General features: G+C 61.5%; 14 protein-coding genes. 5 read left to right on the plus strand and 9 right to left on the minus strand.

The window, feature by feature from the left end; all coding sequences use genetic code 11:
- Positions 1 to 23: 23 nt before the first annotated feature.
- The gene (locus ACIPO9_RS16280; RefSeq protein ID WP_400782077.1) at positions 24 to 596 is read left to right on the plus strand and encodes a HupE/UreJ family protein; all 573 of its coding nucleotides are present in this window, start codon (positions 24 to 26) and stop codon (positions 594 to 596) included.
- A gap of 223 nt (positions 597 to 819) precedes the next feature.
- The gene (locus ACIPO9_RS16285; protein ID WP_400782078.1) at positions 820 to 1956 is read left to right on the plus strand and encodes an AGE family epimerase/isomerase; all 1137 of its coding nucleotides are present in this window, start codon (positions 820 to 822) and stop codon (positions 1954 to 1956) included.
- Positions 1957 to 2114: 158 nt separating this feature from the next.
- Here ACIPO9_RS16285 and ACIPO9_RS16290 read toward each other — a convergent pair whose 3' ends face one another.
- The 8 genes from ACIPO9_RS16290 to ACIPO9_RS16325 form a co-directional block, all read right to left on the minus strand.
- Positions 2115 to 2888: an SDR family oxidoreductase gene (locus ACIPO9_RS16290; RefSeq protein WP_400782081.1), complete on the minus strand. Its 774-nt coding sequence runs from the start codon at positions 2886 to 2888 to the stop codon at positions 2115 to 2117.
- A 904-nt stretch (positions 2889 to 3792) separates the two neighbouring features.
- Positions 3793 to 4509: an ABC transporter ATP-binding protein gene (locus tag ACIPO9_RS16295; RefSeq protein WP_274136123.1), complete on the minus strand. Its 717-nt coding sequence runs from the start codon at positions 4507 to 4509 to the stop codon at positions 3793 to 3795.
- Positions 4506 to 5381, minus strand: coding sequence for an ABC transporter ATP-binding protein (locus ACIPO9_RS16300; protein ID WP_274136122.1), 876 nt, complete (start codon positions 5379 to 5381; stop codon positions 4506 to 4508). The genes ACIPO9_RS16295 and ACIPO9_RS16300 overlap by 4 nt, the downstream gene beginning before the upstream one ends.
- Positions 5381 to 6676, minus strand: coding sequence for a high-affinity branched-chain amino acid ABC transporter permease LivM (gene livM, locus ACIPO9_RS16305; RefSeq protein ID WP_400782084.1), 1296 nt, complete (start codon positions 6674 to 6676; stop codon positions 5381 to 5383). The genes ACIPO9_RS16300 and livM overlap by 1 nt, the downstream gene beginning before the upstream one ends.
- 3 nt (positions 6677 to 6679) lie before the next feature.
- Complete coding sequence (locus tag ACIPO9_RS16310) at positions 6680 to 7594, minus strand: ABC transporter permease subunit (protein ID WP_274136118.1); 915 nt, start codon at positions 7592 to 7594, stop codon at positions 6680 to 6682.
- Between the two features lie 184 nt (positions 7595 to 7778).
- Positions 7779 to 8912: a branched-chain amino acid ABC transporter substrate-binding protein gene (locus ACIPO9_RS16315; RefSeq protein WP_400782087.1), complete on the minus strand. Its 1134-nt coding sequence runs from the start codon at positions 8910 to 8912 to the stop codon at positions 7779 to 7781.
- A gap of 358 nt (positions 8913 to 9270) precedes the next feature.
- Positions 9271 to 10554, minus strand: coding sequence for an NAD(P)/FAD-dependent oxidoreductase (locus ACIPO9_RS16320; protein ID WP_400782088.1), 1284 nt, complete (start codon positions 10552 to 10554; stop codon positions 9271 to 9273).
- Positions 10555 to 10718: 164 nt separating this feature from the next.
- Entirely contained in the window at positions 10719 to 12209 is a 1491-nt protein-coding gene (locus ACIPO9_RS16325) for an aldehyde dehydrogenase family protein (RefSeq protein WP_400605534.1), read from the minus strand.
- Between the two features lie 162 nt (positions 12210 to 12371).
- Between ACIPO9_RS16325 and ACIPO9_RS16330 the strand changes: the two genes are divergently transcribed.
- The 3 genes from ACIPO9_RS16330 to nadE all read left to right on the plus strand — a co-directional run bounded on the left by ACIPO9_RS16330 (position 12372) and on the right by nadE (position 15645).
- Positions 12372 to 13277: a LysR family transcriptional regulator gene (locus ACIPO9_RS16330; RefSeq protein WP_400782090.1), complete on the plus strand. Its 906-nt coding sequence runs from the start codon at positions 12372 to 12374 to the stop codon at positions 13275 to 13277.
- 277 nt (positions 13278 to 13554) lie between these two features.
- Positions 13555 to 14754, plus strand: a complete 1200-nt coding sequence (pncB, locus tag ACIPO9_RS16335; protein ID WP_400782092.1) for a nicotinate phosphoribosyltransferase — start codon at positions 13555 to 13557, stop codon at positions 14752 to 14754.
- A gap of 63 nt (positions 14755 to 14817) precedes the next feature.
- Positions 14818 to 15645: an ammonia-dependent NAD(+) synthetase gene (gene nadE, locus ACIPO9_RS16340; protein WP_400782095.1), complete on the plus strand. Its 828-nt coding sequence runs from the start codon at positions 14818 to 14820 to the stop codon at positions 15643 to 15645.
- Positions 15646 to 15817: 172 nt separating this feature from the next.
- Here the strand turns inward: nadE and azu are convergent, their stop codons facing one another.
- Positions 15818 to 16264, minus strand: a complete 447-nt coding sequence (azu, locus tag ACIPO9_RS16345; RefSeq protein WP_274136104.1) for an azurin — start codon at positions 16262 to 16264, stop codon at positions 15818 to 15820.
- Positions 16265 to 16302: the final 38 nt, after the last annotated feature.

Raw genomic sequence — 16302 nt, forward strand, 5'->3', positions numbered from 1 at the left:
TTTCACTCAAGGAAAATCCCTACATGAACTGCAGAAAAGTATTCGGCGCCCTGGCGCTGCTGCTGGCACCGGCGCTGGCCTTTGCCCACCCCGGTCACGACGAAAGCGGCTTGATGGCCGGTATAGGTCACCCGCTGGGCGGCCTCGATCACCTGCTGGCGATGGTTGCCGTGGGCCTGTGGGCTGCGCAGCAGAAAGGCGCGGCGCGCTGGGCCCTGCCGTGCGCCTTTGTCGGCACCATGCTGATCGGCGGCCTGCTGGGTTTCGAAGGGCTGGAATTGCCTGGCCTGGAAAGCGGGATCGCGGCGTCGGTGTTTGCGCTGGGACTGGCGGTGGCGCTGGCGGTGCGTCCGCCGCTGTTCATGGCCGTAACGGCGACCGCGCTGTTTGCGATGTTCCACGGCGTGGCTCACGGTCTGGAGCTGCCTGAGATGTCGAGCCCGTGGGGCTATGCCGCAGGCTTCGTCGCCGCGACCGCTGCGCTGCATGCCGCAGGCTACGCCGTGGTGCGTTTCCTGCCAGCCGCTGCCGCGCCCGTGGTGCGGATTGCAGGCGCGCTGTCGGCTGCGACTGGCCTGTGGTTGTTCGCCGGTTGAAGCTTTTGTAGGAGCGCGCTTGCCCGCGAAAGCGGTGTGTCAGACACCTCACCATTGACTGACACACCGCTCCCGCCGGCAAGCCGTGCTGCTACGGCGCGTCTTCGCCAGTTGGATCGTGATCGCGGGCAAGCGCGCTCCTACAATTGATCCGCTTCTGACTCAAAATCCCCGCCTCCTGCTACCATGTCGCGCAATTTGCCTCCTGCCGTGACGCCATCCAATGCCAGACGCTTCCCTCCCCGCCGCCAAGCCTGAACTGTCCGCTGTGTTCCATGCCGTGCAGCAGCACTTCATGCAAACGATCGTGCCGCTGTGGCAGGGGCCGGGCTGGAATGCGGACATGGCGCTGCCCTATGAGGCACTGGATGCGGCGCATCAGCCATTGCCGCCCCAGCGCTATCGCGCCATGGCCTGCGCGCGGCAGTTGTTCCTGTTTGCCAGCTTCATCGGCAACCCTCGGGTGCCGGACGCCGAGGTGCGCGCCGCCGCACTGTTCCGTTCCCTGCAGCGGCATTTCCACGATGCCGAGCATGGCGGCTGGTTCTACAGCATCGATCCACAGGGCGCGCCGCTGGACCGCCGCAAGGACCTCTATACCCACGCGTTCATCATCTTTGCCTGCGCCCATTACTGGGCCAAGGTCCGCGAGCCGCTGGTCGAATCGGTACTCAACGCAGCGCTGCACGTAGTCGCCGAGCAATTCGCCGATGGCGATGGCCTGTATGAAGCGGTGCTGAACGAGGACTGGTCTTCGCTGGACGCAGGGCCTCTGCAGAACCCGTTGATGCACCTGGCCGAGGCCTTTCTGGCGACGCTTGAGGTGCGCGAAGACGAAGACACCCTCGCCGCACTCGACGCACTGGCCGAAGCCATGCAGCGACGCTTTGTGGATGTCGCCCACGGCGTGATGCTGGAGAAGCCGCTGGACGCTGTGGATAACTGGTCAGAGCCTGGGCATCAGTTCGAATGGTTCTATCTGCTGGAGTCCTCGAAGCATCTGCGCGGCACACCGCTGCATCGCTCGCTGACCACGGCATTCGCCCACGCCCAGGCGCAAGGCGTCGATCCGCTTACAGGGGCGGTGGTGGCGATGTTGGAGGTGGATGGATCAGTCAAAGACGGCACCCAGCGCATCTGGGCCCAGGCCGAGTACCTGCGCGCACTGACCCTTCGCCCTGACAGTCAGGCATTGCTGGCGCGCCAGTTGAACGCCTTGCAGCAGCGTTTTCTGCATGCAGGCGGCTGGAACGAGTGCCTGGATAACCAAGGCCAGGTCAGCCGCAGCGACATGCCCTCGACCACGCCGTATCACCTGGCGACCTGCTATATCGGTTTGGCTGAATATTTCCGTGATTAACCTGTAGGAGCGCGCTTGCCCGCGATAACGGTGTGTCAGTCAATCGTGAGGTGTCTGACACACCGCTCCCGCCGGCAAGCCGTGCTGCTACGGGGCGTAGTCGCCAGCTGGATCGCAATCGCGGGCAAGCGCGCTCCTACAAGACCAGCACAGGCTGATTACTTCGTCTCACCACGTGTACGGTCAATCGCAAAGCCAGCCCAGGTCTGGCTCACCGGCATCAGCTCCAGGTTGTTCACGTTGACGTGGGCCGGGGTGTTCATGATCCAGAAGATGGTGTCTGCGATGTCTTGCGGCTGGATCGGCTCGGCGCCCGCGTAGGTGGCGTCGTACTTGGCCTGGTCACCGCCGAAACGCACTAGCGAGAACTCGCTTTCGCACAGGCCCGGCTCCAGGTTCGTCACGCGCACGCCAGTGCCGATCAGGTCGTTGCGCAGGTTCAGCGAGAACTGACCGACGAACGCTTTCGAGCCGCCATACACGTTGCCGCCCGGATACGGATAGTTACCCGCCACCGAACCCAGGTTGACGATGCTCGCGCCACGGCCGTAGGCGATCAGGCGCGAAAGCAGCAGGCGGGTGGTGTAGACCAGACCTTTGACGTTGGTGTCGATCATGGTGTCCCAGTCATCCAGATCGCACTTGGGCGCAGGGTCGATACCCAAGGCCAGGCCTGCGTTGTTGATGAGTCCACGGATCTTGGCGAACTCGGCCGGCAGGCCGTCGATGGCCTTCTCCATGGCTGCGCGATCACGCACGTCCAGCGTCAGGGTGTGGACCTTGGTCTGCTTGGACAGATCGGCCTTGAGGGCCTGCAGGCGGTCTTCGCGGCGGCCGGTCAGCACCAGCGACCAGCCCGCCTCTGCAAAACGTCGTGCGCAGGCTTCGCCAAACCCGGAAGTGGCGCCGGTGATGAAGACGGTGGAAGTCATGTAGTTCTCCTGACTGGGTTTGCGGCCTTATCGGTATAAGCCCTGGGTAAACGCAAGCGGCGTTGCGCGTAGGAAAGTTCTGGAGAATGCCCGCCCAGACGGCTCAGGATCAAGCCCGCTGGCAACAATCGTCGTACAACTTCATGAGACGATCCCGCTGTACAAAAAACGTACAACCCACGCAAAGCCTTATGCCATATGGCCTGCAAGGGGTTTTGCCCACCTTATCCACAGCCACACGCACAATCTCTGGGGGCAACTCGAAAAGGCGAAAGCCACGCCATGCGCGGGCTGTGGGCAAGTTTTAGAGCTTTTTCTGTTGACTCGCTGAAACGTATCTGCAAGCAAATCGACAGCAAAACTGCACACTCAGTCAACCCTGTGCGCTGGAACCTAGAGATTGCGCTACCTGCGGCGCTATTTCCAACGGTTGCACACAGACTTATCCACAGGCTTGCCAACCTCATTAACTGTATAAAAAACCAGCCCTCAAAGCGTTGACAAATACCCTCGAAATACCGGCCGAAACCATTGATCAAATATTGACCAACATCCTGAAAGCCACGGAAACAAAGGCGTGTAGCCAACTGCCACCAACTTATTCACAGCCACACCCACAGTAAAACTGAACAAGTCAAAAGCATGACAAAACAACCATTTACAGCGGCTATATGTCGCGGTTTGGCGGTTGTCGAAAATTGTTTTCCACAATTTGACTGTACCCATGGATCTGTAGCAGCACGGCTTGCCGGCGGGAGCGGTGTGTCAGCGAATACAGAGGTATCTGACACACCGGTCCCGCCGGCAAGCCGTGCTGCCACGGATCTGGTCCGGACCGTAGAATGCAAACGCCCCGGGAAATTTCTACCCGGGGCGTTTTGTTATTGGGAGACCGCTGCAGGAATCAATGCCCGCCGAGGTAGGCGTTCCTGACTTCCTCGTTGGTCAGCAGCTCCTTACCGGTGCCTGTCAGGCGAATCTCGCCGTTGACCATCACATAGGCGCGATCTGACAGTTTCAGGGCGTGGTTGGCGTTCTGCTCGACCAGGAAGATGGTCATGCCGGTTTGCGCCAGTTCACGCAGAGTGGCGAAGATCTGTTTGACGATGATCGGCGCCAGGCCCAGGCTCGGTTCGTCCAGCAGCAGCAACTTGGGCCGGCTCATCAGCGCGCGGGCGATGGCGAGCATCTGCTGCTCGCCCCCGGACATGGTCATCGCCCGCTGGTTACGCCGCTCCTTGAGGCGCGGGAACAGGTCGAACATGCGCTGCATGTCTTCGCTGGCATATTTATCCCCAATCGGGATGGTGCCCATCATCAGGTTCTCTTCCACCGACATGTCGGGGAACACACGGCGGCCTTCCGGCGACTGCGCGATGCCGTTGGACGCAATGTAGTGCGACGACTTGTGGGTGATGTCGGTGCCCTGATAGATGATCTGCCCGCTGGCGGCACGCGGCTGGCCGAAGATCGACATCAGCAGCGTGGACTTGCCCGCGCCGTTGGAGCCGATCAGGCTGACGGTCTCGCCCTCGTCGATGTGCATCGAGACTTTTTTCAGGGCCTGAATCGGCCCGTAGTACACGTCGATCTCTTTCAGTTCGAGGATCGGCTTACTCATACCAACTCCTCTTCATCAGCACCCAGGTACGCGGCGATCACTTTCGGATCGTTGCGAATCTGTTCCGGCTTGCCCTTGGCGATCACGTTGCCGTGGTCGAGTACGACGATATCGTCGGAAATGCCCATGACCATGCCCATGTCGTGCTCGATCAGCACGATGGTCATGTCGTGGTCGTCGCGCAGGTGGCGAATCATGCCGCTCAGCGCTTCGGTTTCCTGCGGGTTGAGGCCTGCGGCCGGTTCATCCAGGCAGATCACCTGCGGACGGGTGCACATGGCGCGGGCGATCTCCAGGCGGCGCTGCTGGCCGTAGGAAAGCTCACCGGCCAGGCGGTTGGCGCAGTCCACCAGATCGACCACTTCGAGCCAGTAGAAGGCCGTGTTCATGGCGTCTTCTTCGGCCTTGCGGTAGCCCTTGGTATTGAGGATGCCCGCGATCATGTTGCGGTTGACCCACATGTGCTGGGCCACCAGCAGGTTCTCGACCACGGACATTTCCTTGAACAGGCGAATGTTCTGGAAGGTCCGCGCCAGGCCTGCGCGGTTCACCAGGTGGGTGCCGCCGAACATCTTGTAGAACAGCCGGCTGCCGAAACGCTTGGGGGATGCGAAGTCCGCGGCCTGGAACTGCTCGCCGAGCAGTTGGATGACGTTGGTTTTCTTGCCCCGCGCATTGAGCTCGATCTTGCCGCCGGTGGCCTTGTAGAAGCCGGTCAGGCAGTTGAACACGGTGGTCTTGCCCGCGCCGTTGGGGCCGATCAGGGCGAAGATCGAATTGCGACGCACCTCAAGGCTCACGTCGCTCAGAGCCTTGATGCCACCGAAGTGCATCATCAGGTTTTCCACGGACAGAACGATTTCGTCGCTCATCACGCGCCCTCCACTTTGGCCAGCACGCCTTTGCGTGGGCGAACACCGGTACGGCTGATGCGGATCAGGCCACGGGGGCGCCAGATCATCATCAACACCATCAGGATGCCGAACAGCAGCACCCGGTACTCGGCGAAGCTGCGCAGCATTTCAGGGGCGACGGTCAGTACGAACGCGGCGATCACCACGCCCACTGTCGAGCCCATGCCGCCGAGCACGACAATGGCCAGGATCAGCGCGGATTCGAAGAAGGTGAACGACGTCGGGTTGACGAAGCCCTGGTAGCTGGCGAAGAACACCCCGGCAAGACCTGCGGTCGATGCACCGATGGTGAACGCCGAGAGCTTGACCAGTACGTGGTTAAGGCCCATGGAGCGGCAGGCGATCTCGTCTTCACGCAGGGCTTCCCAGGCGCGACCGACCGGCATGCGGGTCAGGCGGTGCTTGATGTAGAGCACAGCCAGCACCACCAGGAACAGCACGGCGTAGATGAAGATGAATTTCAGATCCGGGTTGTATTCGAAGCCGAAGTACTCGTGGATCGGAATGCCACCATCCTTGGCACGGCGGCCGAATTCCAGGCCGAAGAAGGTCGGCGAAGGCACCGGCACGCCGTTCGGGCCGCCGGTGAACGACAGCCAGTTGTTGAGCACCAGGCGAATGATTTCACCGAAGCCCAGGGTCACGATGGCCAGGTAGTCACCGTGCATGCGCAACACCGGGAAGCCCAGGATGCAACCGGCAAACGCCGCTGCGATGGCCGCCAGTGGCAGCGCCGACCAGAAGCCCAGGCCCAGGTACTGATAACCCAGCGCCAGGCCGTAGGCGCCGATGGCGTAGAACGCCACGTAACCCAGGTCGAGCAGGCCAGCCAGGCCGACCACGATGTTCAGGCCCAGGCCCAGCAACACGTAGATCAGGCCGAGGATGACCACGGTCAGCACGTACTTGTCGGCGAACACCGGGAATATCACGGCGATCAGGATCATGATCGGAATGATGAACCGCAGGCGGGTCTTGTAGCCAGGCGGCAGCACATGCACGCCCGAACCCGAGCTTTCGAAGCTCTGGGCGATGGCCATGCCCTTGGGCGTCTGCAGGTACAGGCTCATCAGGAAGCGGCCGACCACCACCACGCCCACCAGCATGGCGACGCGATGAGGTTCCATATTGAAGCCGTAACCGTCGAGCACGACGCCGACGATAGGGCCGAACACGATCAACGCGAGCAATCCGGCGATTACCGCGTCAATCAGGCTTTGTTTGATATCGATGGGTTTGACTGGAGCAGACATGGTTCACACCTTCGCCACGAGTGGGCGACCCAGCAGGCCTTGAGGACGGAAGATCAGGATCAATACCAGCAGGCCGAAACTGAACACGTCTTTGTAATCGGAGTTGATAAGCCCCGAGAATTGCGACTCGGCAACCCCCAGGATCAACCCGCCCAGCATGGCGCCCGGCAGTGAGCCGATACCGCCCAGCACCGCCGCGGTGAACGCCTTGATGCCGATGACGAACCCGGCGAAGAAGTCGAAGGTGCCGTAGTTCAGGGTAATCAGCACGCCGGCAAGGGCCGCCATGGCTGCACCGATGACGAACACGTAGGAGATGATCCGGTCGGTGTTGATGCCCAGGATCGACGCCATCTTGCGGTCCTGCTGCGTGGCGCGGCACATCCGGCCAAGCTTGGTGTACTTGATGATGTAGGTCAGCACGCCCATGCCGATGAAGGCGGCCACCAGGATGAAGATCTTGGTGTAGGTGATCTGCACGAAGCCTGTGCCGACGTCGAAACGCATGGCCCCTTCAAGCAGGGTCGGAACGCCTTGCTGACGTGGGCCCTGCGCGATCTGCGCGTAGTTCTGCAGGATCAGGGAAATACCGATGGCGCTGATCAGCGGTGCCAGCCGCGTCGAGTTGCGCAGCGGCTTGTAGGCCACACGCTCGATGACGAAGCCGTACACACCGGTCACCACGATGGTGAAGATCAGCGTGCCGAGAATCAGGAAGGGAAACGACTCGATACCGAAGAAAGACAGCACGGCCAGGCCGATGGCTGCGAGGTAGGCGGAGATCATGTACACGTCGCCGTGGGCGAAGTTGATCATGCCGATGATGCCGTAGACCATCGTGTAACCGATGGCGATCAGGCCGTAGACCGAACCCAGAGTCAGGCCGTTGACCATTTGCTGCAGGAAAATACCATCCATCACGCACGCTCACGAACTTTAAAGGCCGTCCCGGCGCGCACCGGTCATCTCCTCGTGAGAGATTTCGGGACGTGCTCGGTGGCAACAGAAGAAATCCGGTGCTGGCGGGCAGCACCGATTACCGGATCCGGCCGCTTGCGGATTGAAAACCCGCGAGACGGCCGTTTCCGACTAAGCGCTCAACTCACTTCTGCTTTTCGAGCTGGTGGTATTTGCCGTCCTTGTCCCACTGATAGACCACGTAGTCAGAGACTTTCAGGTCGCCCTTGGAGTCCCAGGCCTTTTCGCCCATGACGGTTTTCACAGGGTGGGCCTTGAGGAACTTGGAAGCGTCTTCGCCCTTGTTCGACTTGGCACCGTTGAAGCCGGCCGCCAGGGCCTGGACCGAAGCGTAGGCGTACAGGGTGTAGCCTTCAGGCTCGTAACCGGACTTGCGGAACTCCTCGACCACCGCCTTGCTGTCTGGCAGCAGGCGCGGGTCGGCGCCGAAGGTCATGTACACGCCGTCGACGTACTGAGCGCCGCCAGCGGTGGTGACCAACTCGTCAGTCACAACGCCGTCGTCGGACATGAACTTGACGTCTTTGAGACCTTGTTCACGCAGTTGGCGAACCAGTGGACCGGCTTCCGGGTGCAGGCCGCCGAAGTAGACGACGTCGGCACCGGCGCCGCGGATCTTGGTGACCAGGGCGCTGAAGTCTTTCTCGCCGCGGGTCAGGCCTTCTTCGAGCACCGGCTTCACGCCACGGGCGGTCAGCTGCTTGGCGGTGGCGTCAGCCAGGCCTTTGCCGTAGGTGTCCTTGTCGTTGATGACCGCAACTTTCTTGCCTTTGAGCACGTCGACGATGTAGTCGCCGGCCACGATGCCTTGTTGGTCGTCACGGCCGCACATGCGGAACATGGCGCCCAGGCCGCGTTCGGTGACTTGTGGGTTGGTGGAACCCGGAGTGATCGCGATGATGCCGGCTTCGTCATAGACTTCCGACGCCGGAATGGTGGAAGAAGAGCAGAAGTGACCGACCACGCCGGCAACCTTCTCCTGGGACATCTTGTTGGCCACCGCTACGGCCTGTTTAGGCTCGCAGGCGTCGTCGCCCTGGACCAGGACGATTTTCTCGCCGTTGACGCCGCCCGCCTTGTTGATCGCGTCGGCAGCCGCCTGGGCGCCTTTCATGTATTGCAAACCGAAGGAGGCGTTGGCGCCTGTCATCGGGCCTGCAACGCCGATCTTGACGTCAGCCTGTGCAAAAGTAGCCGCACCCATTGCAGTAGCCACTGCGAGTGCCAGAAAGCCTTTCCTGTAAAACGTCTGCGACATGAGTTGGTGCTCCTAGGTTTTTTTAATTAGCACTGCGACCACACAGATGCTCTGAGCAAGTGGCGTGCCATCGGTTTTTTATTCTGAAAAAAGTCGTCGTCTTGTTGTTATTCGACTGATTCGGGCCCTTTTTTACTGGGCGTGCAACCGTCTAAACCGCGCAAGGTGCAACCCTGCGCCTTGTGAAGAGCAACCCTCCTGAATAAATCGCGCAACCACGCCAACCTGACCTGTACAACCCTGTTGTTACAAGCTGCGTCACCGAACTGCACACCGCAGGTGCGGATACGCTACGGGACGCACCATTTCAGGTTAGTGGATGCGCGAAAAAGCGCCGTTTTGTGAAGGAAATTTGGTGTCAAATCACGATTCTGAGACATTGACCCGCATGGTATAGCGAAAAGCCAGCTTCATATAAAGAGCTGCGCAGGCCAATACCGGAAAGTGGCTGCATCGGCGTGAACGGAATCGGCAGCACGCTCGCATCACCCTTGCACAGGTAATCGGCGAACGCCTTGCCCACCACCGTCCCCGTGGTGTTGCCGCGCCCGTTGTAACCTGCCACCGCGACCAGTCCTGGTGCAGGTTCAAACATGCGTAACAGGTGATCGGGCGTGAAGCCGATGCAACCGGTCCAGGTGCATTCCCACTCGACCTTCTTCAGGTACGGGAAATAGTGCTGCTGCACACGGTCGGCCCAGGCCTTGAGAAACCACGCAGGCTTCTGGTTGCCATTGCCCAGGCTGCCGAGCAACAGGCGTTCGTCGGCGTCACGGCGAATGCTGCTGAGCACCTGGCGGGTGTCCCACGAGCCTTGTCCGCCCGGCAGGATTTGCTGCGCGGCGTCTTCAGTCAGCGGTGCCGAAGCAATCTGATAGTAATAACCGGGGAAGAAGCTGCGGCGCAGGTCGGTCCATTCGCCTTCGGTGTAGGCATTGGAGGCGATGACCACCTGATTGGCAACCACCGAGCCGTTTTCCGTGACCACGCACCAGCGCTGGCCCTGGCGTTCCAGGCGTTTGACCGGCGAATGATCGAAGCGCTGACCGCCCAGAGAGGTGACGGCAGCAGCAAGGCCACTGGTGTAGGCCATAGGGTTGATGGTGCCTGCACGGTGATCGAGCAAGGCGGCGGTGATTTCCCTGGTGCCGGTCGCCTCCTGGCAGGCCTTGCCGGTGAGCAATTCGATGGGCGCGCCACGGCGCTTCCACTGTTCTTCGCGACTGCGCAAATCCAGCACGCCCTTGGCGTTGTGCGCCATGTGCAGCGTGCCTTTGCGCGTGGCCTGGCAATCGATGCCGTATTTCTCGATCAGGCTGAACACCAGCGACGGCGCGTTGCCGAGCATGGTGTTGAGCTGGCTGCCGACCTTCTCGCCGAAACCTTCTTCGATTTCGTCGGGTGGAATCCACATCCCGGCGTTAACCAATCCTACGTTGCGCCCCGAACCGCCCTGGCCGGTGCGATGGGCTTCGACGATGGCTACCGTCTTGCCCTGCTCAAGCAGATGAATCGCCGCTGACAACCCGGTGATGCCCGCGCCGATCACGCAGACATCTGCCGTTACCTCGCCCCTCAACGCCGGCGCCTCAGGCCTCTGCGGCGTCAGCGTTTCCCACAGACATTCTTCGCGTAGCGGCATCGCAAAACCTCAAAAGAGACATGGCCAAACCTTTGCTGCACCACCATACCCGTAGGAGCGCGCTTGCCCGCGACGGCGGAGTGTCAGACGGCATTTGCGATTCTGACACTCCGCCGTCGCGGGCAAGCGCGCTCCTACAATGGGATGGCGCTTACCTTACGGCATCAATCGAAAGTAATCCCCTGCGCCAACGGCAGCTCGCGGGAGTAGTTCACGGTTGCGGTCTGGCGACGCATGTAGCCTTTCCACGAATCCGAACCCGACTCACGACCACCGCCGGTTTCCTTCTCGCCGCCGAACGCGCCGCCAATCTCTGCACCACTCGGGCCAATGTTGACGTTGGCGATGCCGCAGTCGCTGCCCAGTGCCGAGATGAACTGCTCGGCTTCACGCACGTCGGTGGTGAAAATGCACGACGACAGGCCCTGCGGCACGTCGTTGTTCAGGCGCACGGCGTCGGTGAATTCGTCGTAACCGATCACGTAGAGAATCGGAGCGAAGGTTTCGTGGCGGACCACGTCGCTCTGCTCCGGCATTTCGACGATGGCAGGCGAGACGTAGTAAGCGTTAGGGAAAGTGTCCTGCAACTGGCGCTTGCCGCCGAAGACCTTGCCGCCTTCGCTCAGGGACTGCTCCAGCGCTTCTTGCATGTTTTCGAAGCTTTGCTTGTCGATCAGCGGGCCGACCAGGTTGCCTTCCAGCGGGTGACCGATACGCACCTTGGCGTAGGCGGTCTTCAGGCGCTCGACGAACTCGGCCTTGACCGAGTTGTGGGCGATCAGGCGGCGCAGCGTGGTGCAGCGCTGGCCGGCAGTACCCACGGCGCTGAACAGTACGGCGCGCACGGCCAGGTCCAGGTCGGCGCTCGGGGTCAGGATCATGGCGTTGTTGCCGCCCAGTTCCAGAATGCTGCGGGCGAAACGCGCGGCGATCTTCGGCGCCACTTCGCGGCCCATGCGGGTGCTGCCGGTGGCGCTGATGAGCGCAACGCGGGCATCGTCCACCAGCGCTTCGCCAGCTTCACGGCCGCCGATCACGCATTGAGTCAGGTACTGCGGCGCGTCGGCGAATTCGGCCGCGACGCGGTCGAACAGTGCCTGGCAGGCCAGTGCGGTGAGCGGGGTCTTTTCCGACGGTTTCCAGATCACCGAGTTGCCGCACACCAGCGCCAGCGCGGTGTTCCAGGACCAGACCGCGACCGGGAAGTTGAACGCCGAGATCACGCCGACCACGCCCAGCGGGTGCCAGGTTTCACGCATATGGTGGCCAGGGCGCTCCGAGGCGATGGTCAGGCCGTAGATCTGCCGAGACAGGCCCACTGCGAAGTCGCAGATGTCGATCATTTCCTGCACTTCGCCCAGGCCTTCCTGGGTGATCTTGCCGGCTTCCCAGGAAACCAGCTCGCCCAGATCGGCCTTGTGCTTGCGCAGGGCTTCGCCGAACAGGCGTACCAGTTCGCCACGACGCGGCGCCGGCACTTTGCGCCAGGCCTGAAAAGCGTGCTCGGCACGGGTGATGCGCTGTTCGACTTCAGCGCCGCTTTCCCAACTGACCGAAGCGACCTTGCTGCCATCGACGGGCGTGTGAACGGGCTTGTCGCCTTTCTGGTAAAGAGCAGGGTCGACACCAAGGCGGGTGAGCAGGTCGTTGAGCATGATTTCTCCTGGATGCTGGTGCGCCGAAAGCGCGAACGCGGAATGCAAAAATGCAGGTAAATTTTCAGCCTCTAGTAATAGCTGGCCTTACGCACTCCAACAAACGACGATTAAGCGAGATATCATTCCGTTTTTTCATGCTGAACCCGAGCACGCCCGAATATGCTGAACAAACGCCATTTGCCGTCGGTCACTGCGCTGCAATGTTTTGAAGCCGTGACGCGCCACCTGAGCTTCACCCGTGCCGCCGAAGAGCTGAATCTGACCCAGAGTGCGGTCAGCAAGCAGGTCGCGCAACTCGAAGAACTGGTGCAGCACCTGCTGTTCAGGCGGGTTCGGCGACGCCTGCAACTGACGCCGGCCGGGGCGCTGTATCTGGGCGAAGTGCGCAAGGTGCTGACGCAGATGGAAATGTCGACGCACTTCCTGCGCTCCTACGGCGGCGAGACGGAAGTGTTGCGGGTGTCCACGCCCTCGACCTTCGGCGCACGCTGGCTGGTACCCCGGCTCAAGGGCTGGCGGCTGCGCCATCCGCACATTCATCTGGATCTGGTCAACGAACAGGACAGCGACGACCTGGTGCAGAACCGCTGCGATGCCTCGTTCTACTTCGGCCAGGGCGCCCGCCCCGGTGCGGAGAGCGTGAGGCTGTTCGGCGAGGAGCTGGTGCCGGTCTGCTCCCCCGCCAGCCTGCCGGACAAAGCCTTCACCGATCCCACGCAACTGGCTGACCTTGTGCTGCTGCAAACCGCCCACCGCCCCCAGGCCTGGCACGAATGGTTCGAGGATCAGGGCTACCAGACCGAACACAGTTACCACGGCCCGCGGTTCGAAACCTTTTACATGTGCATCCGTGCCGCGCAAGTGGGCTGCGGCGTAGCGCTGTTGCCCAGGTTTCTGGTGGAGGAAGAGCTGCAGGACGGCAAGCTGGTGATTCCCTGGGATCACCCCATGCCCAGCCGCGACGCCTATTACCTGGCCTACCCCGAGCACACGGCGGACGTGCCCAAGGTTCGAGTGTTCGTGGAGTGGATGCTGGAACAGCTCAATGAGCCCACGCCCACCTGACGTCCCGTAGGAGCGCGCTTGGTCTGGGCCGCATCCGGACGATAGCGGTCTGTCAGACCCGAACCGGCATCTGGCACTCCCTCGTCGCGGGCAAGCGCGCTCCTACAGAGTTGCGGCGAAGTTCGCTGAAACATTTCTGCCCCAAGCCGCGCGTGACTGGCATTATGTCCGTCATCGTCAATAACAGGCCGGACGTAGTGCCAAAAGGCCGTATGCGACACCGAACCAAATTCCATGGGCCGCGCCTTGGGCGGCCACCGCTGGCTGGAGCGACACAATGAGTGAGAGCGCTTTCGCAGATCGCGTCGTGCAGAACCTGCTCGATACCGACCTCTACAAGCTGAGCATGATGCAGGCTGTGCTGCACAACTACCCCAACGTCGAAGTCGAGTGGGAGTTTCGCTGCCGTAATCACGAAGACCTGCGCCCGTACCTGCCACAGATTCGCCAGCAGATCGAACAACTCTGCGACCTGTCCCTGAGCCTGGAAGAAACCGGCTTTCTGGAACGCATCAACTTCATGAAGCCGGATTTCCTGCGGTTCCTGGGGCTGTTCCGTTTCAACATGCGCTATGTCACGACCACCATCGAAAACGACGAGCTGTGTATTCGCCTGGCAGGCCCCTGGCTGCACGTGATCCTGTTCGAAGTGCCGGTGCTGGCCATCGTCAGCGAAGTGCGCAATCGCCACCGCACCCCGGACACGCTGCTCAGCCAGGCCCGGGACCAGCTCTATCGCAAGTTCGACTGGCTGACCGCTTCGGCCATGCCCGATGAGCTGGCGGAACTTAAAGTCGCCGACTTCGGCACCCGCCGGCGTTTTTCCTATGCTGTGCAGGAAGACGTCGTACGCGCCTTGAAGCAGGATTTCCCCGGCCAGTTCGTCGGCACCAGCAACGTGCACCTGGCGCGCAAGTTCGACCTCAAGCCGTTGGGCACCATGGCCCATGAATGGATCATGGCGCACCAGCAACTGGGCCCACGGCTGATCGACAGCCAGATCGCCGCCCTCGATTGCTGGGTCCGCGAATACCGTGGCCTGCTGGGCATCGCGCTGACCGACTGCATCACCACCGACGCCTTCCTGGGTGACTTCGACCTGTTCTTCGCCAAGCTCTTCGACGGCTTGCGCCACGACTCGGGCGATCCTGTGCAATGGGCGGAAAAATGCATCAGCCATTATCAGAAGCTGGGCATCGACCCCATGACCAAGACCCTGGTGTTTTCCGATGGGCTGAACCTGCCCAAGGCGCTGGACATCTTCCGTGCGCTGCGGGGCCGGATCAACGTGAGCTTTGGCATCGGCACCAACCTGACCGCCGATGTGCCGGGCGTGCAACCGATGAGCATCGTGCTGAAAATGACCGCCTGTGCCGGCCAGCCCGTCGCCAAGATTTCCGACGAGCCCGGCAAGACGCAGTGCAAGGACCCGGAATTCGTGTCTTACCTGCGCCACGTATTCAAGGTGCCAGCTTGAGTCGAGCACCCGTTGCGCCTTCTTTGAATGCCTATTTTTCCCTTTCCGCATAAGGAGTGAATCATGCAAGCCGTACAGCTCCAGATCGCCCGTGAGCTCAAGGTCCAGGCTCCCTTCGCAGGCCCCGCAGAGCTTGAAGCCGAAGTCGCGCGGCGCGTCCAGTTCATCAAGGACTGCCTGCACAACGCCCGCCTGAAAGTGTTGGTGCTGGGCATCAGCGGCGGCGTCGACTCGCTGACCGCAGGCCTGCTGGCCCAGCGCGCCGTGCGTGAACTGCGCGAGAGCACTGGCGACAACGCCTACCAGTTCATCGCCGTGCGCCTGCCGTACCACATCCAGCACGACGAGCATGAAGCCACCGCATCGGTCGACTTCATCAACCCGGACGAGCGTCACACCGTGGACATCGCGCCATCGGTCAAGGCGTTGGTAGAGCAGGTCAAGGCGTTCGAAGGCCAGTCCGACGCAGCGGTGGATTTCGTCAAGGGCAACGTCAAGGCCCGCACCCGCATGGTGGCGCAGTACACCATCGCCGGGGCTCGCGCAGGACTGGTAATCGGCACGGACCACGCGGCCGAGGCGGTGATGGGGTTCTTCACCAAGTTCGGTGATGGCGCCTGCGACCTGGCACCGCTGAGCGGGCTGGTGAAGAATCAGGTACGCGCCATCGCCCGCAGCTTCGGGGCGCCAGAGAATCTGGTGGAGAAAGTGCCGACGGCGGACCTGGAAGACCTGGTGCCGGGCAAGCCCGACGAAGCTTCACATGGCGTGACCTACGTCGAGATCGATGCGTTCCTGCACGGTGAGCCGGTGCGTCAGGAAGCGTTCGATATCATCGTGAACACCTACCGCAAGACCCAGCACAAGCGGGATCTGCCGTACGCGCCATGATGCCAGAACGCCTGTAGGAGCGCGCTTGGTCTGGGCCGCATCCGGACGATGGCGGTGTGTCAGACGGCATTTGCACTTCTGACACACCGCCGTCGCGGGCAAGCGCGCTCCTACAGGGCAGGTGGTGTGTCAGGCAATGCGTTGTTGCCAGACACGCCGCAAGGCCCTGGAATCACTTCAGGGTAATCGTGCCCTTCATCATGCTGATGTGCCCGGGGAACGAGCAGAAGAAGCCGTACTTCTCGGCCGGGTCCAGCTTCGATACGTCGATGGTCAACGAATCCGATTCCTTCGCGCCGATGATCTTGGTGTGCGCGATCACCCGGGCGTCGCCCTCTTTCAGGTAATCCTTGTCGATCCCGGCGCTCAGGCCGTCGGTGGCGATGGGCTGCATGTCGGCTTCCTTGCTGACCACCAGGTTATGGCCCATGACGTTCTTCGGCAGGCTGCCGGAGTGTTCCAGCTTGACGGTGAACTCCTTGCAGCTCTTGTCGATTTCGATGGCCTTGGTGTTGAAGGACATCTGGTCGGTGGAGTCGACGGTCACCGAACATTCAGCAGCCAGCAGGTGGCCGCTGGCCAGGGTCAGCAGGGATGCAGCAACGAGCTTGCGAATCATGATTGAGTCTCCTGAATGGGGTTGCTCTTGTTTTTTGT

It is taken from the genome of Pseudomonas sp. NPDC090203 (assembly GCF_044746765.1).
Lineage (GTDB): Bacteria > Pseudomonadota > Gammaproteobacteria > Pseudomonadales > Pseudomonadaceae > Aquipseudomonas > Aquipseudomonas putida_AD.